At 66.4% G+C, this 20,266-nt stretch carries 19 protein-coding genes; 12 read left to right on the forward strand and 7 right to left on the reverse strand.

The annotated features are described in order from the left end of the window. Positions 1-24 precede the first annotated feature (24 nt). The 4 genes from FFS68_RS12930 to FFS68_RS12945 all read left to right on the forward strand — a co-directional run bounded on the left by FFS68_RS12930 (position 25) and on the right by FFS68_RS12945 (position 3,582). Positions 25-1,026, forward strand: a complete 1,002-nt coding sequence (locus FFS68_RS12930) for an NAD(P)H-quinone oxidoreductase (RefSeq protein WP_137753621.1) — start codon at positions 25-27, stop codon at positions 1,024-1,026. 69 nt (positions 1,027-1,095) lie between these two features. Beyond that, complete coding sequence (locus tag FFS68_RS12935; RefSeq protein ID WP_137753622.1) at positions 1,096-1,662, forward strand: hypothetical protein; 567 nt, start codon at positions 1,096-1,098, stop codon at positions 1,660-1,662. 114 nt (positions 1,663-1,776) lie between these two features. Then, positions 1,777-2,442, forward strand: a complete 666-nt coding sequence (locus FFS68_RS12940) for a DUF1013 domain-containing protein (RefSeq protein WP_249340149.1) — start codon at positions 1,777-1,779, stop codon at positions 2,440-2,442. Between the two features lie 3 nt (positions 2,443-2,445). Beyond that, complete coding sequence (locus tag FFS68_RS12945; protein ID WP_137753623.1) at positions 2,446-3,582, forward strand: MBL fold metallo-hydrolase; 1,137 nt, start codon at positions 2,446-2,448, stop codon at positions 3,580-3,582. Positions 3,583-3,754: 172 nt separating this feature from the next. On the opposite strand, the gene FFS68_RS12950 is transcribed toward FFS68_RS12945, so the two are convergent. Then, positions 3,755-4,030, reverse strand: coding sequence for a hypothetical protein (locus FFS68_RS12950; RefSeq protein WP_137753624.1), 276 nt, complete (start codon positions 4,028-4,030; stop codon positions 3,755-3,757). Between the two features lie 132 nt (positions 4,031-4,162). Here FFS68_RS12950 and FFS68_RS12955 point away from each other — a divergent pair, with 132 nt between their 5' ends. Continuing rightward, on the forward strand, positions 4,163-5,344 hold the full coding sequence (locus FFS68_RS12955; protein ID WP_249340150.1) for a DUF481 domain-containing protein: 1,182 nt from the start codon (positions 4,163-4,165) through the stop codon (positions 5,342-5,344). A gap of 3 nt (positions 5,345-5,347) precedes the next feature. On the opposite strand, the gene FFS68_RS12960 is transcribed toward FFS68_RS12955, so the two are convergent. The 6 genes from FFS68_RS12960 to FFS68_RS12985 all read right to left on the reverse strand — a co-directional run bounded on the left by FFS68_RS12960 (position 5,348) and on the right by FFS68_RS12985 (position 12,309). Next, positions 5,348-6,883: a M20/M25/M40 family metallo-hydrolase gene (locus FFS68_RS12960; RefSeq protein WP_137753625.1), complete on the reverse strand. Its 1,536-nt coding sequence runs from the start codon at positions 6,881-6,883 to the stop codon at positions 5,348-5,350. Positions 6,884-6,993: 110 nt separating this feature from the next. After that, entirely contained in the window at positions 6,994-8,517 is a 1,524-nt protein-coding gene (locus FFS68_RS12965) for a fumarate hydratase (protein WP_137753626.1), read from the reverse strand. Between the two features lie 73 nt (positions 8,518-8,590). Next, positions 8,591-9,430: a hypothetical protein gene (locus FFS68_RS12970; protein WP_212742354.1), complete on the reverse strand. Its 840-nt coding sequence runs from the start codon at positions 9,428-9,430 to the stop codon at positions 8,591-8,593. A gap of 31 nt (positions 9,431-9,461) precedes the next feature. Next, a complete protein-coding gene (locus tag FFS68_RS12975; RefSeq protein WP_137753627.1) occupies positions 9,462-9,926 on the reverse strand; it encodes a transcriptional repressor in 465 nt (154 codons plus the stop codon). Positions 9,927-10,061: 135 nt separating this feature from the next. After that, positions 10,062-10,517 carry a MerC domain-containing protein gene (locus tag FFS68_RS12980; RefSeq protein ID WP_137753628.1) on the reverse strand — a complete coding sequence of 152 codons (456 nt, stop codon included), beginning with the start codon at positions 10,515-10,517 and terminating at the stop codon, positions 10,062-10,064. A gap of 127 nt (positions 10,518-10,644) precedes the next feature. Beyond that, the gene (locus FFS68_RS12985) at positions 10,645-12,309 is read right to left on the reverse strand and encodes an AMP-binding protein (protein ID WP_137753629.1); all 1,665 of its coding nucleotides are present in this window, start codon (positions 12,307-12,309) and stop codon (positions 10,645-10,647) included. Positions 12,310-12,443: 134 nt separating this feature from the next. On the opposite strand from FFS68_RS12985, the gene FFS68_RS12990 reads away from it, so the two are divergent. From FFS68_RS12990 to sucC, 7 genes are all read left to right on the forward strand, one after another. After that, a complete protein-coding gene (locus tag FFS68_RS12990; RefSeq protein ID WP_137753630.1) occupies positions 12,444-12,980 on the forward strand; it encodes a hypothetical protein in 537 nt (178 codons plus the stop codon). Positions 12,981-13,008: 28 nt separating this feature from the next. After that, positions 13,009-14,835 carry an aminodeoxychorismate synthase component I gene (pabB, locus tag FFS68_RS12995; RefSeq protein WP_171003869.1) on the forward strand — a complete coding sequence of 609 codons (1,827 nt, stop codon included), beginning with the start codon at positions 13,009-13,011 and terminating at the stop codon, positions 14,833-14,835. Between the two features lie 161 nt (positions 14,836-14,996). Beyond that, positions 14,997-16,208: a pyridoxal phosphate-dependent aminotransferase gene (locus FFS68_RS13000; protein WP_137753631.1), complete on the forward strand. Its 1,212-nt coding sequence runs from the start codon at positions 14,997-14,999 to the stop codon at positions 16,206-16,208. Between the two features lie 333 nt (positions 16,209-16,541). After that, the gene (msrA, locus tag FFS68_RS13005) at positions 16,542-17,231 is read left to right on the forward strand and encodes a peptide-methionine (S)-S-oxide reductase MsrA (RefSeq protein WP_137753632.1); all 690 of its coding nucleotides are present in this window, start codon (positions 16,542-16,544) and stop codon (positions 17,229-17,231) included. Between the two features lie 126 nt (positions 17,232-17,357). Next, positions 17,358-18,497 carry a serine hydrolase gene (locus FFS68_RS13010; protein WP_137753633.1) on the forward strand — a complete coding sequence of 380 codons (1,140 nt, stop codon included), beginning with the start codon at positions 17,358-17,360 and terminating at the stop codon, positions 18,495-18,497. Between the two features lie 6 nt (positions 18,498-18,503). Further along, positions 18,504-18,809, forward strand: coding sequence for a hypothetical protein (locus FFS68_RS13015; protein ID WP_137753634.1), 306 nt, complete (start codon positions 18,504-18,506; stop codon positions 18,807-18,809). Between the two features lie 102 nt (positions 18,810-18,911). Beyond that, complete coding sequence (sucC, locus tag FFS68_RS13020; RefSeq protein WP_137753635.1) at positions 18,912-20,117, forward strand: ADP-forming succinate--CoA ligase subunit beta; 1,206 nt, start codon at positions 18,912-18,914, stop codon at positions 20,115-20,117. Positions 20,118-20,266 lie beyond the last annotated feature (149 nt).

Raw genomic sequence — 20,266 nt, forward strand, 5'->3', positions numbered from 1 at the left:
TTGAAAAGTGGGGGAAATTTCAAAGTGACCAGCCTGCCAGCGAGCATGACCGCCGTCGCCATCAGCGCGCCCGGCGGGCCCGAGATGTTGGTGCCCGAGCAGCGCCCGGTACCGCAGCCCGCGGCGGACGAGGTGCTGATCCGCGTCGCCGCCGCCGGGGTCAACCGACCCGACGTGCTGCAACGCATGGGCTATTATCCGCCGCCGCCGGGCGCATCGGACCTGCCGGGGCTGGAAATTGCCGGGACGATCGTGGCGGTCGGACCGGGGGGCGATCCCGAGCTGTTGGGGCAGGCGGTGTGCGCGCTGGTCGCGGGCGGCGGCTATGCCGAATATTGCGTCGCGCCCGTCGGCAGCTGCCTGCCGGTGCCGCGCGGCTTTGCGATGGCGGAGGCCGCGGCGCTCCCCGAAACGGTGTTTACCGTCTGGCACAATCTGTTCGAGCGCGCGTGGGTAAAGGACGGCGACACCGTGCTGGTCCATGGCGGCACCAGCGGCATCGGGACGACCGCGATCGGCCTGTGCAAACTGTTCGACATCCGGGTCATCGTGACCTGTGGCAGCGCCGGCAAATGCGCCGCAGCGCTGGCGCTCGGCGCCGATCTGGCGGTCGATTATTCGGCCGCGGATTATGTCGAAGCGGTGCGGGCGTTCACCGATGGGCGCGGGGTCGACGCCGTGCTCGACATGGTCGGCGGCGATTATCTGCCGCGCAACCTCGCCTGCCTGGCCGAGGATGGGCGCCATGTCACCATCGCCTTTCAGCGCGGCATGAAGGTCGAAATCGACATCGCCGATGTGATGCGCCGCCGCCTGACCCTGACCGGGTCGACGCTGCGCGCGCGCAGCGCCGACTTCAAGGCCGCGCTGGCCGACGAGATTCATCGCATTTTGTGGCCGCGGCTGGCGCAAGGCGGATGGAAACCGGCGATGGATCAGATCTTCCCGCTGGCCGAAGCGAGCGCCGCGCACGCGCGGATGCAGGCGGGCGAGCATGTTGGCAAGATCGTGTTGATGGTGGAATAGGCGCGGAACATTGCCGGTTTTCGGCGGTTAGATGGGAGACAGGGGCCAAACCTCAGGAGCTTTCCCATAATGCAATTGCCTAATCATGTGCGTCTTCTCTTGCTTCCCGCGACCGCGATGACCCTGGCGCTCGGCGCCTGTTCGCAGCCCGCCCAAAATGACCAGGCCGCGTCTTCGGACGACGGTGTCGCGGCCGCCGGTAAAGCCGCCCCAGCCGCGCCGCCCGCGATCAAGCCGGTCGATATTCCCACCCGCGGCGGCGACGGATCGCCGATCGAACTGACCGCGCTGTCCGCCACCGACGGCGCCGGGCTGGCGGGCGAACTGGGATGCAGCTTTGCCGCCGACGCGGCCACGCCGCCGATCCTGATCGCCAAGGGCAATGTCGCGTCGCAGGATCCGTCGCGCGGGGTCGTCAATGTCGGCGACACGACCGAGGCGATCTCGGCCAACGGCGGTTTCGATGCCATGATCAACGGCGCGACATTCTTTGGCAAGGGATTGCAGCTTCGCGTCGCGCTGACCGGTCCCGCGCAGGGGGACGGCGAATCGCCGCCGCGCCCCGCGACGCTGACCGCCGATCGCGCCGACGGCGCCCAGCGCGTCTTCGCAGGGCTGTGGCAGTGCGGGCCGTGAGCGCCTGAGAATCGCCCTCTTGCCCTAGCGCGCGGCAGGGTTTACAGCCGCGGTCAATGTCCGGCCGCCCCGCGAGGGGCGGCCCTTATTATTTCCGCTTGGAGAAAACCCGCCATGGCCAATCCTGACGCCACCCCGCTGATGCCGCATGCGACCGCCGCCTGGCTGGTCGACAACACCGGCCTGACCTTTATCCAGATCGCCGAATATTGCGGCATCCACATTCTGGAAGTGCAGGCGATCGCCGACGAAACCGCCGCGACCAAATATACCGGCCGCGACCCGGTGCGCGCGCACGAACTGTCGATGGACGAAATCGAAAAGGGTCAGGACGACCCGAATTACAAGCTCAAGATGAGCAAGCAGGCGCAGGACACGATCCGCCGCACCCGCGGCCCGCGCTACACCCCGGTCAGCAAGCGCCAGGACAAGCCCGATGGTATCGCGTGGATCCTGAAGAACCATCCCGAGGTGTCGGACGGCGCGATCGGCAAGCTGATCGGCACCACCCGCAACACGATCGGCGCGATCCGCGAACGCAGCCACTGGAACAGCGCCAACATCGTCGCCAAGGATCCGGTGACGCTGGGCCTGTGTTCGCAGCGCGAACTCGACGCGCTGGTTGCCAAGGCCGCGAAAAAGGCAGGGATCGCCGCGCCGACCGACAACCGGTTGGAGGGCGACCGCGAAGCGTTGCTCGAAGAACTGCGCGCCGAACGCACCGCTGCGAACGAAGCGCGCGCCGCCGAGGAAGCTGCCGAAGCGGCCGGCGAAGCCTAATCCATGGCGGGCAGCGATGACGACAATATCCCGGCGGCCAGCGGCTCGCCGGACGCCTCGCTGACCCAGGACGACAGTTTCACCGCGACCAGCCACGCCGGGCTGACCTACCCCTGGGGCGACGCCGCGCCGGGCGCCGGCGAGACGATCCGGATTGCCCCGGGGATCAGCTGGGCGCGCATCCCGATGCCGGGGTCGCTTGGCCATATCAACAGCTGGCTGCTCGACGATGACGCCGATACCGACGACGGCGTCGCCATCGTCGACACCGGCATCTGCCTGACCATGTGTTCGGACGCGTGGAAGACGCTCTATGCCGGGGCGCTGAACGGCAAGCGGATCACCCGCGTCATCGGCACCCATCTGCACCCCGATCATATCGGGCTGGCCGGCTGGATCGCTAAGAAACAGGGCGTCAAGCTGTGGATGACGCGCGGCGAGATGCTGACCGCGCGGGCGATCGTCGCCGATTCGTCGGACACTGCCCCCGACGAGGTGCTGGCGCAATCGCGCGCTGCGGGCTGGGATGAGACGGCGATCGAGGCGCAGCGCACGCGCGGCTGGAACATGTTCCAGCGGATGATTTTCACCCTGCCGCGCAGCTATGTGCGGATCGAGGACGGCGACCGGATCAACCTGGGCGCCCACCAGTGGCGCGTCGTCACCGGGTCGGGGCACAGTCCCGAACATGCGTGCCTGTGGAACGAGCGCGAGGGCGTGCTGGTGTCGGGCGACCAAGTGCTGCCGCGGATCAGTTCGAACGTGTCGGTCAACATCACCGAACCCGACGCCGATCCGCTGGGCGAATGGCTGGCGTCGATCGACAAATTGCTGAGCGTCGTACCCGCCGACGTTACCGTTTGCCCCGCGCATGGCGAGCCGTTCAAGGGGCTGCACGTCCGGTTGATGGCGCTGCGCGACGAACACCGGATGCGGCTGTATAATCTGGCCGAGGCAGCGGCCAAGGCGCCGATGCGCGCGGTCGACAGCTTCCCCCTCCTATTCAACCGCCCGATCGGCGAGCATAATCAGGGGCTGGCCACCGGCGAGGCGCTGGCGCATCTCAAGCGGCTGGAAGTCGAAGGCCGCGTCCGGCGCGAGGACCGCGACGGGGTGTGGTGGTATCACGGAGTGGCGTGAGGCTGCGGTGCTGGCATCGACCTGGGGGTGGGGAGCGAGCTTACCCCAACCTCGTCATTCCCGCGAAAGCGGGAACCCAGTTGCACCGTCGGCCCGCTGGGTCCCCGCTTTCGCGGGGATGACGAAAAAGAAAGTGGGACGGCAACGTCCGGTCGTCACCAACCGCCCCCCCTCAATCCCGCCGCTGCATGATCCAGCTGAACGCCATCGCGTTGAACATCGTGTACAGCCCATAGAGGATCAGCGCGGTGAACCAGTTGCGGGTCGCGATCGCCATGGCGCCGACCAGCAACAAAAATTCAAAGACATAGGTGATGTGCGGCCCCGCCTTGTCGGCGAGCGGCCGGACCATCTGCTGGATCAGCGGGTCGTCGCTTTCCATGAAGGCGCGGTGCATCGCGAAATTGCCGATCCCGGCGCAGAAAATGGCGATAAGCGCGATTACCATAGGTTTGCAAATGGGGCCGCTGGGGTGGAAATGCCAGTCTCTTTCGGGTTATAGCGGATCATCGCACCGCTTTGGCCCTGCGCCAAGGATCGAACGAACCCGGCCCCGTGCCGCCAGCGAAGGACGTCTTCGGTGACATCTCTCCCCCGACTGGCGGCGCTGTGCCTGCCGCTCGCGCTTGCCGCGCCGCCCGTGCGCGCAGCGCAGGAACCCGCCAACCCGCCGCAGCCGAACCCCGCGCTCGCCGATCCGGTGCTGGCCAATCCGATCCCGACCCTGCTCGTGCCGCTCGATCCGGAATTGCCCGGTGCGGTGCGCGCGATGATCGACGCCGCCTTCGCGAGCGGCGAATATGCCGAAGTCGAAGCGGTGGCCAAAGTCGCGCGGATCACCAATCCCGGCAATGTCGGCGAGATCGACGCTTTGCTCGCTTATTATCGGAGCGGACATTCGCCAGTCGCGCCGCCCGACCCGGTGCGCGACATGCTCGCCGCCGCGATGGCGGGCGGCAAGGATGCCGATGTCGAGGCAGTGGCACTGCTTGCGAAGGCCGCGAAGCCCGACGACGCAGCCGACATCGACGTCCGGCTGGCCGCCTATCGCGCCGAACGGCAACGGCTCAAGGACGAGGCCGCGGCGGCCGAGCGGGCCAGACTGGCGGCGGCCAAATTCTGGCAGAACTGGAAGGGCGAAGGACAGATCGGCGCGTCGCAGAGCAGCGGCAACACCAAGTCGGCGGGGCTGAGCGCCGGGATCGCGCTGGCGCGGCAAGGGATCGACTGGACCCACAAGCTGCGCGCGCAGGCCGATTATCAGCGCACCAACGGCCGCACCTCGGTCGAACGCTATATCGGCGAAATCGAACCGCAATATCGCGTCAACGACCGCGCCTTCGCCTTTGGGCTGGCGCGGTGGGAGCATGACCGCATCCTGGGCTATGACACGCGCTGGAACCTGTCGGGCGGGCTGGGTTACAAACTGATCGACGGCAAGACGATGTCGCTGAGCCTGAAGGGCGGCCCGGCGTGGCGCCAGACCGCTTTTGTCAGCGGGCTGAACGACAGCGAGCTGACCGCGCTGGGCGGGATCGATTTCGGCTGGCAATTGTCGCCGACCCTGCGGCTGACGCAGGTCGCCTCGACGATCGTCGGCGAAGCCAACAGCTCGACCAGCTCGCTGACCGCGCTCAACGCCAAGCTGACCGGCGCCTTGTCGGCCCGCATCGCCTATTCGGCGCAGATCGACACCAGCCCGCCGCCGGGCATCGAAAGCGTCGATACTCAGACGCGGTTTACCTTGGTGTACGGGTTCTGACCGCTATTTGATCGCCGCCAGCGTGTAGAGGAACTCGGCAAAGCCCATCGTCGCATCGACCAGTCCGGCGACCTTGGGATTGGTCGAATCGATCAGGAAATATTCGTCGGGGGCGTGGGCGCCCGAGCCATGCCCGGTGCCGAAATGCCCCGCCGGGATCGACACCGGCGGCGCTGTGAAGGTCGCACCGGGCCAGCTGCCCGCCAGCCGCGCGTTGAGGTTGGTCGTGACGCCGAGCTTTTTGTAACTCGCGAGCGCGGTGCGGATCAATCGGCTGTCCTCGGCGACCTCGGTCGGGTCGTAGCCGCCCGAGACATTGACCTCGACATCCTTGAAACCATGCTTGTCGAGATGCGCGCGCAGCTTTTGCTCGGCCTCGGCGCGGGTCTGGTTGGGGACGAGGCGGAAGTCGAGCTTGGCGACCGCGCGGCCGGGGAGGATCGTCTTGCCGCCGGGGCCGGTGTAACCCGCGACGAGTCCTTCGATATTGACCGTCGGTTCCTGCGCGAGGCGGATCAGCGCATCGTCATAGGCAAGGTTGTCGATCCAGTGGGTCACGCCAAGCGCCGCCTTTTGCTGCGCCTCGTCGCCCGCCTTGGCGGCTTCGCGGATGAGCCCCTTTTCGCGGTCGGTCAACAGCCGGACATTTTCGAACCAGCCGTCGATCACCGGCTTGTTGCCGTCGGGGGTGACCAATGTCTGGAGCGCCTGCACCAGCCGCCAGGCGGGCGAATCGACCATCGCCTTCAGGCTGGAGTGGACATCGCCCTTCGGCCCGCGGCCCCATTTTTCGCCGCTGGCGACCAGTTCGAGTTCGATGATCCCCTTTGACCCCAGATTGACCGTGACATTGCCGTTGCGGCCCTGCGAGGCAAAGGGGATGAAGATGCCGTCGCATTTCTTCAGCGCGGCGAGGATGTTGGGCTTGGTCGCGATCTGGCGGAAATGCGGCGAGCCGATCTCCTCCTCCCCTTCGCAGATCAGGACGATGTTGACCGGCAGCTTGGCTTTCGCGGCGCGGATCGCGTGGAGCGCGGCGAGGAACGTCGCCTCCGGCCCCTTCTGGTTCACCGCGCCGCGGCCCATGATCGCCTGGCCGAAACCGGGGCGCTCGACCATCCGGCCCTCGAGCGGCGGCGACGACCATTCGGCGGGGTCGAACTGTTTCACGTCGTACATGAAATAAATGCCGAGCGTGCGCGGGGCGCCGACGTCGATCGTGCCGAACACGCCGGGATGGCCGTCGGTCGGGACGATCTCGACATTGCTGAACCCCGCGTCGCGCGCCAGTTCGGCCATATAGGCGGCGCCCTCGGCCATGCTGCGGTTTTCGGCGGCGATCGAGGGCAGCGCGATCCAGTCACGGATGCGCTTGATCGATGCCTCCTTGCCCGCCTCTGCCGCCTTGCGGATCGCGGCGCTCTGGCTGCCCGCGGCGAGGATGGGCAACGGACTCATCACCGCCGCACCCGCGCCCAGCATGGCGGCACCGCGAATCAGATCGCGGCGGTTCGGTCGATCGACGTTACGGAAATCCATGGCTCGTCCCCTGCGGTGATAATGCGCGGGGAGTGTTCTTTAATTTGAAGGCTGTGGCAAGAAGGGACGGATGCAATCCCGACCTTCGCCGGGGTGACGGAAAGACGGCCTCACGCCCCCTCCAGCAACCCTTCGTCCTTGATCCGCTTTTGCCACAGCATCGGCGCGTTGACGTGGACATTCTGGCCCTCGCTGTCGACCGCCACCGTCACCGGGAAGTCCTGGACCTCGAACTCGTAGATCGCTTCCATGCCGAGGTCGGCGAAGCCGACGACCTGGCTGCCCTTGATCGCGCGCGCGACGAGGTAAGCCGCGCCGCCGACCGCCATCAGATAGGCGCTCTTGTGCTTGGCGATCGCCTGCGTCGCGGCGGGGCCGCGCTCGGCCTTGCCGACGCAGGCGAGCAGCCCCTGATCGAGCATCATGTCCATGAACTTGTCCATGCGCGTCGCGGTCGTCGGACCCGCGGGGCCGACGATTTCCTCGCCGACCGGGTCGACCGGGCCGACATAATAGATGACGCGGCCCTGGAAGCTGACCGGCAGTTCCTCGCCCTTGGCCAGCATCTCGGCGATGCGTTTGTGCGCGGCATCGCGGCCGGTGAGCATCTTGCCATTGAGCAGCAGGCGGTCGCCCTGTTTCCAGCTCGCGACGACTTCGGGGGTCAGAGTGTCGAGATCGACCCGGATCGCCGCCGTATCAGGCCTCCAGTCGATCTGCGGATAGTCGGCAAGTTTCGGCGGTTCGAGGAACGCCGGGCCGCTGCCGTCGAGCGTCACATGCGCGTGGCGGGTCGCGGCGCAATTGGGGATCATCGCGACGGGCTTTGACGCGGCGTGGGTCGGCCAGTCGGCGATCTTGACGTCGAGTACGGTCGCAAGCCCGCCGAGCCCCTGCGCGCCGATGCCGAGCGCATTGACCTTTTCATACAGCTCGATGCGCAGTTCCTCGGTCGGATTGCTCGGACCGCGCGCGAGCAGCTCGGTCATGTCGATCGGGTCCATCAGCGACTGTTTGGCGAGCAGCATCGCCTTTTCGGCGGTGCCGCCGATGCCGATGCCCAGCATCCCCGGCGGGCACCAGCCGGCGCCCATCTGCGGCACCATTTCGAGCACCCAGTCGACGATGCTGTCGCTGGGGTTCATCATCTTGAACTTCGACTTATTTTCGCTGCCGCCGCCCTTCGCCGCGACGTCGATCACGACCTTGTTGCCGGGCACCATCTCGACGTTGAGCACCGAGGGCGTGTTGTCCTTGGTGTTCACGCGGCTGAACGCCGGGTCGGCGAGGATCGAGGCGCGGAGCTTGTTTTCGGGGTGCAGATACGCGCGGCGCACGCCCTCGTCGACGACCTGTTGCAGGCTGCGGGGGCTGTCGAGACGGCAGTCCATGCCCCATTTGATGAAGACGGTGACGATGCCGGTGTCCTGGCAGATCGGGCGGTGCCCCTCGGCGCACATGCGGCTGTTCGACAGGATCTGCGCCATTGCGTCCTTCGCGGCGGGCGACACTTCGCGTTCGTACGCGGCGCCGAGCGCGCGGATATAGTCCATCGGATGGAAATAGCTGATGTACTGGAGTGCGTCGGCGATGGTTTCGACCAGGTCTTCCTCGCGGATGATGATGTTGTTCATGGGTGCAGCCCCCTTTGCCCTGTTTTCCAGATTCGCGCCTCCCTAGACCCGGCGGCACAGGGTGGAAAGGGGGTCAGGTGCGGCGGCGGCCGAACCCCACCCGCGACGTCGCGGCGGTTTGCGGTGCGTCAACGGTGGGGGCGGTCGAGACGAAATCGACCAGCGGGCGTTTCTGAGCCAGCGCGCGCCAGCTGCCCGCCGCGGCAAGCGCAAGCAGCAGGATCCAGCCGCCCGCCGCTGAGGGGATCAGCGCCCAGGCAAAGGCGGCGGGGGTGATGATCGCCATCACGGTCGGGATCGCGGCGAGGATCGCGACGGTACCAAACAGCGCCCACCAGCGCCCCAGCTGCGTCGCCGCGGCACCGATCGCGACGTTGGTCGCCGCCAGAGCCAAGAATTTCGCTGCGACCGGATAGGGCAGACTGGCCATGGCGGGCGAATATTCGCCCGCGGTAAAGGCGGCCTGGATGTCGAACAGCAGCCAGTTTTCATAACCATCGCACAGCGCCGCCGCGACCGGGAGCGCCGCCGCGGCGAGCAGCGGCCGCGCCCGCAGCTCGCGCCACAGCGCCAGACAGCCGCTGGTCAGAAAGCCCGCATAGAGCAGCATGTAGAGATAATCCTGCTCGTTACCCGCGCGCATCGCGGCGAGGCGTTCGACCTGTTTCGGGTCGGTGAAAAATCCGAAAATGGCTTCGAGGTCGGCCTGCCCGCCGACGAATTCAAACGCCAGCACCGGGGCGCCATAGCCGGGGGCGATGTCATGCCCCGCTTGCGGGAACACCTGCGTCAAATGGAGGCCGAACAGGGCGACCGCGACGCCGAACGCCAGCGTCCAATACCACCAGCGCGTCGGCGCGGGCGGGCGCGCCCTCTGCGCTTCGATCCACTGCTGAAGCCCCCCGATCGGCATCTAGCCACCCGGTGGAGCGCGCTCGCTCACCCTATTGGCACTCGGCGCATTTGCCGCGCACTTCGATCACCGGGCGTTCGGCGGCGAACCCCGTCGCATTGGCGGCGGCGCGGACGCCGGTCGACAATTTGTCGTCATCGACATGCACCGCGCTGCCGCAGCTGTCGCAGATCAGGAAGATGCAGTCGTGCAGGCAGCCGGGATGGCTGTTGGCGACAAAGGCGTTGGCGCTTTCGACGCGGCGGACCAGGTTGTTGGCGACGAACAGATCGAGGATGCGATAGACGCTGTTCGGGGCGACGCGCTTGCCGCGGTTCTTCGACACGATGTCGGCGATTTCATAGGCGCTGGCGGGTTTGCCGATGGCGGCGACCGCGTCGAAAATCTGCGCGCGCATGTCGGTCCAGGCTTCGCCCGCGCCCTCGAGCGCGGTCTGCGCCGCCTTGGCGAGCGAGGCGCCGCTGGCCTCGACGTGCGGATGATCATGCTTGCCCATCGGCGGTTCCTCTGCGCGGGTCAATCCCGCGCCAACTGATAGCGCCCGTGGGAAATCCCGCGCCGACTATCGCCCCAATGTAGGCTGTTTACCCGCCCCCCGCAAGCGGCGGACCAGTCCGTTTCGGCTAAGCCGTCAGTGCCGCGCGCGGCGGTTGAGGTCGTGACCCAAGGCCACCACCGCGACGCCGATCATCGTCGCCAGCACTTCGCTGCCGTCATGCGGCCGCGACAGCGCCCCCGCCATCATCCCGAGCCCGAAGCTGCCAACCGCGAACGGCATCATATAACCGTGGCTGAGGACGCCCGAGATGAGGGTGATCAGCGCAAAGCCGATCGCGATGATCAACCCAATCTCGTGGAACAGGTGATTGTCGAGAAACACCCCGCCGACCGAGGCGATCGACGCGAAAAAGACCGTCGTCGCGAGGCAATGGACGAGGCACAGCCCCGACAGGCCCATCGCCAGCTGGTCGCCCGACAGCGACGTCAGCGGCCGCGATTCCCGCGCAGCCCGAACCACCGCGCCCCACCGTCCCAGAAAAGAGACAGCGCGCGTCAGAACAGGGGCAGGGCTGGCGACTTGGGTCACCCGATTCTCCGTTGGGGCAATTGCGATGCCGGATATGGCATAACATGACAAAGGTTACAATGTCTCATCGTAGATATTGTGCTTCTCCGCATCCGTCACCCCCGCGAAGGCGGGGTGACGGTCGGGATTATGCCTCCTCCGCCCGCAGCGCCTTGCGATCCAGCTTGCCGATCATCGTCTTGGGCAGGTTCAGGCGTATTTCGACTGCTTTCACCCGCTCGTGCTTGCCCAGCCGCGAGTTGAGCCAGGCGGCGAGCGCCTCGCCCGAAATCTCATAGCCCTCTTCCAGCGTCACAAAGGCTTTTGGCGTTTCGCCGCGATAGGCGTCGGGGACGCCCAGCACGATCGCTTCCTTGACCGCCGGATGCTCGTAAAGCTGCGCCTCGATCACACTCGGATAGACTTTGAAGCCGCCGACCGCGATCATGTCCTTCAGCCGATCGACGATACGGATATAGCCGCCGTCCTCGACCACCGCGACGTCGCCGGTGCGCAGCCACCCGTCGGCGGTGAAGCTGTCGAGATCGGCGTCGGGCCGGTTCCAATAGCCCTGCATGACCTGCGGCCCCTTGACCGCCAGCTCGCCCGGCTCGCCGACCGGGGCATCGCGCGACGGGTCTTCCTTGTCGAGCAGCCGGATGTGCGTGGCGGGCAGCGGCTGGCCGATCGTCCCGGGTTTGACGGGGCCTTCATAGGGATTGGTCGCGACCACCCCCGAGCTTTCGGTAAGACCATAGCCCTCGACCAGCGAGGCGCCGGTCGCGGCGGTGAACTTCTCGCGCAGCTCGGCAGGCATCGGCGCGCCGCCCGAAATGCAGATGCGTAAGCTGGAGAAATCGGTCTTCGCCAGATCGGGATGGTCGAGCAGCGCCTGATACATCGTCGGCACCCCGGGGAGCGCGGTCGTTTTTGTCCGCGTGATCGCGGCGAGCGCCTGCTTTGCGTCGAAGCGCGGCAGCATCGTGATCGACCCGCCGTTGAGGATGGTGCGGTTGAGGACGCAGGTGTTGGCAAAGACGTGGAAGAAGGGAAGCACGCCCAGGATGCGGTCCTCGGCATCATGATCGGGGTCGATGCTGTTCACTTGCCGCGCGTTGGCGGTCAGATTCTGATGAGTCAGCTTCGCGCCCTTGGGCGTGCCGGTGGTGCCGCCGGTATATTGGATCAGCGCGATGTCGGCTTCCGCATCGATTGCCACCGGATCGGGCCGCCCGTCATTGGCGATCAGCGCCGAAAAGCGGATCACGCGCGGATCGGCGGGCAGCGCCGCGATCTCGGTTCGCTTGAACAACCGGTAGAGCGCCGACTTGGCGGCGGGCAGCCCCCCGGCGACCGAGCCGACGACCAGCCGCTGGAGGCTCGATCCGTCGAGCACCTGCAATGCGGTGGGGAGGAGCGCCGCGGCGCTGACCGTGAACAGCGTGTCGGTGCCCGAATCCTCGACCTGCTCCTCCAGCTCGCGGGCGGTGTAGAGCGGCGAGAAATTGACCACCGTCGCCCCGGCGGCGAGCGCACCATAATAGGCGGCGACATAATGCGGGACGTTGGGCAGGAACAGGCCGACCCGGCTGCCCTTGCCCAGCCCGCGTTTTTGCAGCCCGCGCGCGACGCGCGCGGCGCCGCGCGCCACCTCGGCATAGCTGAACTGTCGGCCCATGAAATCGAGCATCGCCGCGTCGCGGCGCCGCGCCGCGCTGGCGGCGAGCATGTCGGGCAGCGACAGCGGCGCAAAGCACTGGTCCCAGTCGGTGGGGTGGTGATAATCGGTCGACCAGGAAAAGCGGCTGTCCATCGCGGGTTATGATCCTCTGGAAAAGCGGGTTCCTTACACTAGGGTCAGTAAGCATGGATTTGCAACCGGGCTCGCTTGCAGCACGTCATCGGGGCGGCTAGGCAGCGCATATCGTTCTCGCCAGGGGTTTTGCCATGTTGCAGCTGTCATCGCGCTTTGCCGCGCCGCTTATTCTCCTCGCCTGTGCCCTCGCGGTGCCGGCCGCCGCTAAGGATAAGGCGCCGCCGGCCCGCCCGGTGCAGATCCAGGAACTTTATGCGTGCCGCGACATCGCCGACCCCGCCGCGCGCCTTGCCTGTTTCGACCGCGAGGTCGGTGAGCTGTCGACCGCCGACACAGCGCGCGAGATTACCTTTACCGACCGCGAAACCGCCAAAAAGGCGCGGCGCGGCCTGTTTGGTTTCTCCTTTCCCAAGCTCGGCGGAATCTTTGGCGGCGATGAGGACGAGGTCAAGGAAATCGAAACGACGATCCGTTCGGTCAGCATGGACCGCTCGGGCAAATATACGCTGGCGATGGAAGACGACGCCGTGTGGGTGCAGATCGACACGACCAAATTGCCGCGTCAGCCCAAGCCGGGGCAAAAGGTGAAGATCAAGGTCGCGACGATGGGCAGCTATTTCGCTGCCATCGACGGCGGCCGCACGATCCGCATGAAGCGCGACCGCTGATCGGCGCGCGCGACCGCGCGAGCGCGTGATGGCGGGTGAGGTCGCGATACCGATAGCGGCACCGGGCGCCCCGCCCTTTGTCCTGCTCGACGACGCGCGCGTCCAGGGCGCAGCGGCGGCGCGGCTGTTCGTCGATCCGGTCGAGATATTGACCGCCCGTTCGGCAGCGGACGTCCCCGGCTTGCTGACCGCGATCGAGGCGGCGCAGGCGCGCGGGCTGCATGCCGCCGGCTATCTGACCTATGAAGCGGGCAAGGGGCTGGCGCCGGCGTGGCGCGGCGGCGGCGAGGCGGCGGCGGCCGAAGCGATGCCGATCGGCTGGTTCGCGCTGTTCGAGCAGGTCCAGCGGATCGACGCCGATGCGGTGGCGGCGCACTTGCCCGATCCGGCGGGCGCGTGGGTCGGCGCGGTGACGCCGCGGGTGACGCGCGCCGACTATATGGCCGGGGTCGAAGCGGTGCTGGAGTTGATCCGGGCCGGCGACATTTATCAGGCGAATTTGACCTTTCGCGCCGAGGTGCCGGTGATCGGCAACGCGCTGGCGATCCATGCGCGGCTGCGGCAGACCGCGCGGGCGGGTTATGGCGGGGTGATCTGGACGGGTGACCAGGCGATCGTGTCGCACTCGCCCGAGCTGTTTTTCGCGCTGCGCGACGGCCAGGTGATGGCGCGGCCGATGAAGGGCACCGCGGCGCGGCTGGCCGATGCCGAGGCCGACGCGGCGGCGGCGCGCGAGCTTGCCGATGATCCCAAGCAGCGGGCCGAAAATCTGATGATCGTCGACCTGATCCGCAACGACCTGTCGCGCGTCGCGGTGCCGGGAACGGTCGCGGTGCCCGACCTGTTCCGCGTCGAGAGCTTTCCAACGATCCACCAGCTCGTCTCTGACGTCAGCGCGCGGCTGCCCGGCGGCGTCGGCGCGGTCGACGTGCTGCGCGCCGCTTTTCCCTGCGGATCGATCACCGGCACGCCCAAGGTGCGCGCCATGGAAATTATCGATGCACTGGAAGGCGACGCGCGCGGGCTCTATACCGGCTCGATCGGTTTTATCGAGCCGGGGGGCGATGCGGCGTTCAACGTCGCGATCCGCACCCTGGTCTTTCCCGATTCCAGCGACTTGCGCGGCGGCGCAAATCGCGCCACGCTGGGATTGGGTTCGGGAATCGTCGCCGACAGCCAGCCGGCTGAAGAATGGCGCGAATGTCTGGCAAAGGGGGAATTTGTGGCGGCAGCGGGGGCGCGTTTCGACCTGATCGAGACCATGTTCTTCGATCCGATCGAGGGCGTCCAGCGGCTGGAGGGTCATCTGGCGCGGATGAAGGCAAGCGCCGCGGCGCTCGGCTTTACCTTTGACCGGCATGGCGCGCGCAACAGTTTGCAATCGGCGACCTTTCGCCTGCGCCACGCGGCGCGGGTGCGGATGCGGCTGGCGCCGTCGGGGGCGCTGGCGGTCGAGGTGTCGCCGCTGCCGCGGCTGGCCGAACTGCCGGTGCCGGTTGCGGTTCGTCCCGTGCCGATCGCCGCCGATGATTTTCGCCTGGCGCACAAGACCAGCCAGCGCGCCGATTATGATATGGCGCGGCACGAAAGCGGCGCCGCCGAGGTCGTGTTTGTCGACGAGCCGGGCTTCGTCACCGAGGGCAGCTGGAGCAATATCTTTGTCGAGCGCGACGGCCAGCTGCTCACCCCGCCGCTGGCCCTGGGGCTGCTCCCCGGGGTGCTGCGCGCCGAGCTGATCGACAAGGGCCGCGCGGTTGAATCGCATCTGCGGCTCGCCGATCTGGCGGACGGCTTTTTTATCGGCAATTCGCTGCGCGGGCTGATTCCGGCCCGGCTCATGGACGCGAGCGTGTAGCAACTCCCTCCTCCCCTTCAGGGGAGGGGCTTTATTGGCGCCGCATAGGTAAATTATCCCACGCTGCGCTTGCGAATTCGGGACAGAGGCTTTACGCGCGGCCCCGCGCAATTTCCTGTCAAAATCGCTGCCTGTCCGCGCAAGCCACGGAAAGAAATCTGATGTCGCTGAAGCCGCATATCTCCGCCGCCTTGAAACGGATCCAGCCGTCGGCCACGCTCGCGATGACCGCGCGCGTATCGGCGCTGAAAGCGGCGGGCGTCGATGTCATCGGGCTGAGCGCGGGCGAGCCCGATTTCGACACCCCCGATTTCGTCAAGGAAGCGGCGATCGAAGCGATCCGGGCTGGCCAGACCAAATATACGCTGGTCGACGGCACGGTGGCGCTGAAGGAAGCGATCCGCGGCAAGTTCCGCCGCGACAACGACCTCGATTTCGGGCTCGACCAGATTTCGGTCAACGTCGGCGGCAAGCATACTTTGTTCAACGCGCTGGTCGCGACGGTCGACAAGGGCGACGAGGTGATCATTCCGGCGCCCTATTGGGTCAGCTATCCCGACATCGTCGCCTTTGCGGGCGGCACCCCGGTGATCATCGAGGGCGGCGCCGCGCAGAATTACAAGATCACCCCGGCGCAGCTCGACGCCGCGATCACGCCCAAGACGCGCTGGGTGATGTTCAACTCGCCGTCGAACCCGTCGGGCGCCGCCTATTCGGGCGAAGAGCTCGACGCATTGGGCGAGGTCATCCGCCGCCACCCGCATGTGATGGTGATGACCGACGATATGTACGAACATGTCTGGTACGCCGATTTCGCCTTTTCGACCTTTGCCCAGCGTTGCCCCGACCTCGCCGACCGCATCCTGACGGTCAACGGCTGTTCAAAGGCCTATGCGATGACCGGCTGGCGCATCGGTTACGCCGGCGGCCCGGCGTGGCTGATCAAGGCGATGGCCAAGCTCCAGTCGCAATCGACGTCGAACCCCTGTTCGATCGCGCAGGCGGCCGCGGCCGCGGCGCTCGGCGGGCCGCAACAGTTCCTCGACGATCGCAACGCCGCGTTCAAGAAGCGCCGCGACATGGTCGTCGCGATGCTCAACGACGCCCCCGGGCTCAGCTGTCCGACCCCCGATGGCGCCTTTTACGTCTATCCCGACGCGAGCGGCTGCATGGGCAAAAAGACCCCCGACGGCGGACTCATCGACAGCGACGAGGCGCTGATCGATTATTTCCTCGACACCGCGAAGGTCGCGGCGGTCCATGGCGGTGCCTTTGGCCTCTCGCCGGCATTTCGCGTGTCCTATGCGACGTCGGAAGCGGTGCTGAAAGACGCCTGTGTGCGGATCCAGCAGGCGTGCGCGGCGCTGCGCTAAAGCGCCACTCGTCCATCGCATAGGAATTCTGTACCGACCGGTCTTGTAATGTCGGCGGCTTATCCTATCTGAACCTGAACGGCGGTTAAGCGCCCGGTTCACCGGATAGTAAGCCATCCTGTTTAGGGTGACGGACATCACTGCACGGTTGGTCGGGGCGCGCCATATCGTCGTTGTAACCAAAGCGGTTTCAGCCGCGAATGACCATAGATGAAAAAAGAGGCTCCCCATGCTCAATCTCTTCCGCTCCGACTGGTTTTTGTCGATGCTCGCTGGCTTCGCAATTGGCGCGACCTATATCGTGCTCAATCAGCCGGCGCTGCCGATCCCGGCGTGACGCAAGTCCGCCGCACGCCTTTCGGTCGCATCGTTGCGACGCTGGTCGCCGGTGCGATCGTCGCGCAATGCGCGCCGGCGCAGGCCGAAAGCGTCGTCAAGTTGCCTGCCGCGGCGGTCGATCCGGCGGTCAAGGCCAAGCGCGCGACCGCGGTGCTGGCGGGCGGCTGTTTCTGGGGCGTCGAGGGCGTCTTTGCCAATGTGAAGGGCGTGATCTCGGTTGAATCGGGCTATCATGGCGGCAGCGCCGCGACCGCGAAATATGAACTGACCCACGACGGCAAGTCGGGCCATGCCGAGGCGGTGCGCATCGTCTATGATCCTACCCAGGTCAGCTATGGCACCCTGCTCCGCGTCCTGTTTTCGGTGGTCGCCGATCCGACGCTGAAGAACCGTCAGGGCCCGGATTCGGGCATCCAATATCGGGCCGCGATCGTGCCCATGGATGCCACCCAGCGCCAGGTCGCCACTGCCTATCTGGCGCAGATCGGCAAGGGCAAATATTTCGCCAAGCCGATCATTGTCCCGGTCGAAAGCTACAAGCGCTTTTACCGCGCCGAACCCAGTCACCAGGATTTCATGCGCCGCAACCCGTCGAACGGCTATATCGTCCGCTGGGACGCGCCGAAGCTGGCGGCGCTGAAGCGGCTGTTCCCGGCCATGGTCCGCGCGACCCCCGCACCCTGAACCCCGCGCGTTTCCCCCACTCGTCGCGCCAGAGGAATCATTCGTCGCAAACTGCTGGTCCCCCTTGCGCGCCTGCGAGAGCAGAAGGCCGGGGATTTTATACAAGTGGCAGGTTGCGGGGTTAGCATGAAGTTTCAGTTATCGGGCCGGCCGCTCCTCGCCATGACGATGAGCGCGGCGGTGCTCGCGGGCTGTGTCAGCAGCGCGGCGATCGTGCCGCCACCGCGCTCGCAGGCGGCGGTGCCGCGCCCGGCCGGGTCGGTGACCGTGCCGATCGGCCAACCGGTGCGATCGACCATGCCGCGCCCGATCGGCCCGCTCGACCCCGGTTTTCGTCGTGCCCCCGCGGGCCTGACCGAACGCATCCATTTCCTGTGGCGCGCCTTTCCGGGCAAGACCGGGATCGCGGTGCAGCGGATCGATGGCGAATGGGCGATTGCCGAGCGCGGCGGTGACCTCTTCCCGCAACAAAGCGTGTCGAAGCTGTGGGTCAGCCTGACGGCGCTCGACGCGGTCGATCAGGGGCGCGTCCGACTCGACCAGCCGGTGCGCATCGGTCCCGAGGATCTGACCCTGTTCTACCAGCCGCTCGCGGCGCGGGTCCGCGCCCAGGGTTCGGTCACGATGACCGTGCGCCAACTGATCGAAACCGCGATCACCCAGAGCGACAATACCGCCAACGACAGCCTGCTGCGCACCATCGGCGGGCCGGGCGCCGTGCGCGCCTTCATGGCGAAAAAGGATCTGGGTGCGATCCGGTTCGGCCCCGGCGAACGCTTGCTGCAAAGCGGCATCGCCGGAATGGCGTGGCAGCAAAGCTATTCAGTCGCGCGCAATTTCGAAGCCGCCCGCGCCGCCCTCGCCCCGGCGACGCGCCGCGCCGCGATGGACAATTATCTGGCCAACCCGATCGACGGCGCGAGCCCGACGGCGATCGCCAGCGCGCTGGCCCGGCTGGCGCGCGGCACATTGCTTTCGCCCGAATCGACCGACTATCTGCTCGGGGTAATGAGCCGGACGAAAAGCGGCCCGAAGCGCCTGAAAGCCGGTCTGCCGCCGGGCTGGAAATTCCTCCACAAGACGGGGACGGGGCAGAATCTGGGCGGCATGACCGCGGGCTATAACGACATCGGCATCGCCACCGCGCCCGATGGCACCCGCTATGCGATCGTCGTCATGATGGGCACCACGACCTCGCCAATCCCCGCGCGCATGGCGCTGATGCAGGCGGTGTCGAGCGCGGTCGCCGAATTTCATGGAAGATAACCGCTGATGCGCCTTGCCGTCTTGTCGCTGTCCCTGCTCGCGCTGGCGGCCTGCGCCACCCCCGAAACACGGCTGCGGACCGGCCTGGTCAACGCCGGGCTGTCGCAGTCGATCGCGTCGTGCATGGCCGATCGGATGGTCAACCGGCTGTCGCTGCTCCAGCTGCGCCGCCTCGGTTCGCTGTCGAGCCTGAAGGACAAGCGGATGAGCGAGCTGTCGCTGAACCAGTTCCTCCACAAGGTCCGCGCGCTCAAAGACCCCGAGATTTTGACGGTCACGACCAGCTCGGCGGCGCTCTGCGCTTTTCGCTAGGCAAGAATATCTGGGAGCGCTGCGGGCTAGCCTTGCCCGCCAACTTGTGCTTAGGCGGCGCCAATTCTCCCCGCCCCAGACTCGAAAGGCCCGGCAGACCTCATGAACATCCACGAATATCAGGCGAAAGAACTGCTCGCGAAATTTGGCGTCGCGGTGCCCAAGGGCATTGCCGCGATGAGCGTCGAAGAAGCCGTCGCGGCGGCAAAGCAGCTGCCCGGGCCGCTCTATGTCGTGAAGTCGCAGATTCATGCGGGCGGCCGCGGCAAGGGCAAGTTCAAGGAACTCGGCCCCGACGCCAAGGGAGGCGTCCGCCTCGCCAAGACGATCGAGGAAGTCGAAGCGCACGCCAAGGACATGCTCGGCAACACGCTGGTGACGATCCAGACCGGCGATGCCGGCAAGCAGGTCAACCGCCTGTACATCACCGACGGCGCCGACATTAAGCAGGAATTCTACCTCGCTTTGCTCGTCGATCGCGGATCGAGCCGCGTCGCGGTCGTCGCCTCGACCGAGGGCGGCATGGATATCGAAACCGTCGCGCACGACACGCCGGAAAAGATCCACACGATCACCATCGACCCCGCCACTGGACTCCAGCCGCACCACGGCCGCGCCGTTGCTGCGGCGCTCGGCCTGTCGGGCGACCTTGCCAAGCAGGCCGCCAAGGTCCTCGCTGGCCTTTACGCCGCGTTCCTCGGCACCGATGCCGAACAGATCGAAATCAACCCGCTCGCGGTGTGTGAAGGCGCCAATGGCGACGAACTGCTCGTGCTCGACGCCAAGGTCGCGTTCGACGGCAATGCGATGTTCCGCCACCAGGATCTGGCCGAGCTGCGCGACCTGACCGAAGAAGACCCGGCCGAGGTCGAGGCGTCGGAATATGACCTCGCCTACATCAAGCTCGACGGCAACATCGGCTGCATGGTCAATGGCGCGGGCCTCGCGATGGCGACGATGGACATCATCAAGCTGAACGGCGAATTCCCCGCCAACTTCCTCGACGTCGGCGGCGGCGCGAGCAAGGAAAAGGTCACCGCGGCGTTCAAGATCATCCTGAAAGACCCCGCGGTAAAGGGCATCCTCGTCAACATCTTTGGCGGCATCATGAAGTGCGACATCATCGCCGACGGCATCGTCGCCGCGGCGAAGGAAGTGAATCTGTCGGTGCCGCTCGTCGTCCGCCTCGAGGGCACGAACGTCCAGCAGGGCAAGGACATCCTCGCCAATTCGGGGCTGCCGATCGTGGCGGCGAACGACCTGGGCGACGCGGCGAAAAAGATCGTCGCCGAGGTTCGCGCGGCGTGATGTACTTGCCTCTCCCCTTGGGGAGAGGCAGCGAGACTTGGCAGCTTGCTGCCTAGTCGCAGCGGTGAGGGCGGCAACGTCCAGACCCTCACCAAGTCCGACTAGGTCCTTCGGACCAAGTCTCCCTATCCTCTCCCCCAAGGGGAGAG

The sequence above is a fragment of the Sphingopyxis sp. L1A2A genome (assembly GCF_005502465.1).
GTDB lineage: Bacteria > Pseudomonadota > Alphaproteobacteria > Sphingomonadales > Sphingomonadaceae > Sphingopyxis.

Bases quoted from the DNA above. Each gene is read 5' to 3' on its own strand.
- FFS68_RS12935 (WP_137753622.1), top strand. From the start codon at position 1,096: ATGCAATTGCCTAATCATGTGCGTCTTCTCTTGCTTCCCGCGACCGCG.
- FFS68_RS12940 (WP_249340149.1), top strand. From the start codon at position 1,777: ATGGCCAATCCTGACGCCACCCCGCTGATGCCGCATGCGACCGCCGCC.
- FFS68_RS12945 (WP_137753623.1), top strand. From the start codon at position 2,446: ATGGCGGGCAGCGATGACGACAATATCCCGGCGGCCAGCGGCTCGCCG.
- FFS68_RS12950 (WP_137753624.1), bottom strand. From the start codon at position 4,030: ATGGTAATCGCGCTTATCGCCATTTTCTGCGCCGGGATCGGCAATTTC.
- FFS68_RS12960 (WP_137753625.1), bottom strand. From the start codon at position 6,883: ATGGATTTCCGTAACGTCGATCGACCGAACCGCCGCGATCTGATTCGC.
- FFS68_RS12965 (WP_137753626.1), bottom strand. From the start codon at position 8,517: ATGAACAACATCATCATCCGCGAGGAAGACCTGGTCGAAACCATCGCC.
- FFS68_RS12970 (WP_212742354.1), bottom strand. From the start codon at position 9,430: ATGCCGATCGGGGGGCTTCAGCAGTGGATCGAAGCGCAGAGGGCGCGC.
- FFS68_RS12975 (WP_137753627.1), bottom strand. From the start codon at position 9,926: ATGGGCAAGCATGATCATCCGCACGTCGAGGCCAGCGGCGCCTCGCTC.
- FFS68_RS12985 (WP_137753629.1), bottom strand. From the start codon at position 12,309: ATGGACAGCCGCTTTTCCTGGTCGACCGATTATCACCACCCCACCGAC.
- FFS68_RS12990 (WP_137753630.1), top strand. From the start codon at position 12,444: ATGTTGCAGCTGTCATCGCGCTTTGCCGCGCCGCTTATTCTCCTCGCC.
- pabB (WP_171003869.1), top strand. From the start codon at position 13,009: ATGGCGGGTGAGGTCGCGATACCGATAGCGGCACCGGGCGCCCCGCCC.
- FFS68_RS13000 (WP_137753631.1), top strand. From the start codon at position 14,997: ATGTCGCTGAAGCCGCATATCTCCGCCGCCTTGAAACGGATCCAGCCG.
- FFS68_RS13010 (WP_137753633.1), top strand. From the start codon at position 17,358: ATGAAGTTTCAGTTATCGGGCCGGCCGCTCCTCGCCATGACGATGAGC.
- FFS68_RS13015 (WP_137753634.1), top strand. From the start codon at position 18,504: ATGCGCCTTGCCGTCTTGTCGCTGTCCCTGCTCGCGCTGGCGGCCTGC.
- sucC (WP_137753635.1), top strand. From the start codon at position 18,912: ATGAACATCCACGAATATCAGGCGAAAGAACTGCTCGCGAAATTTGGC.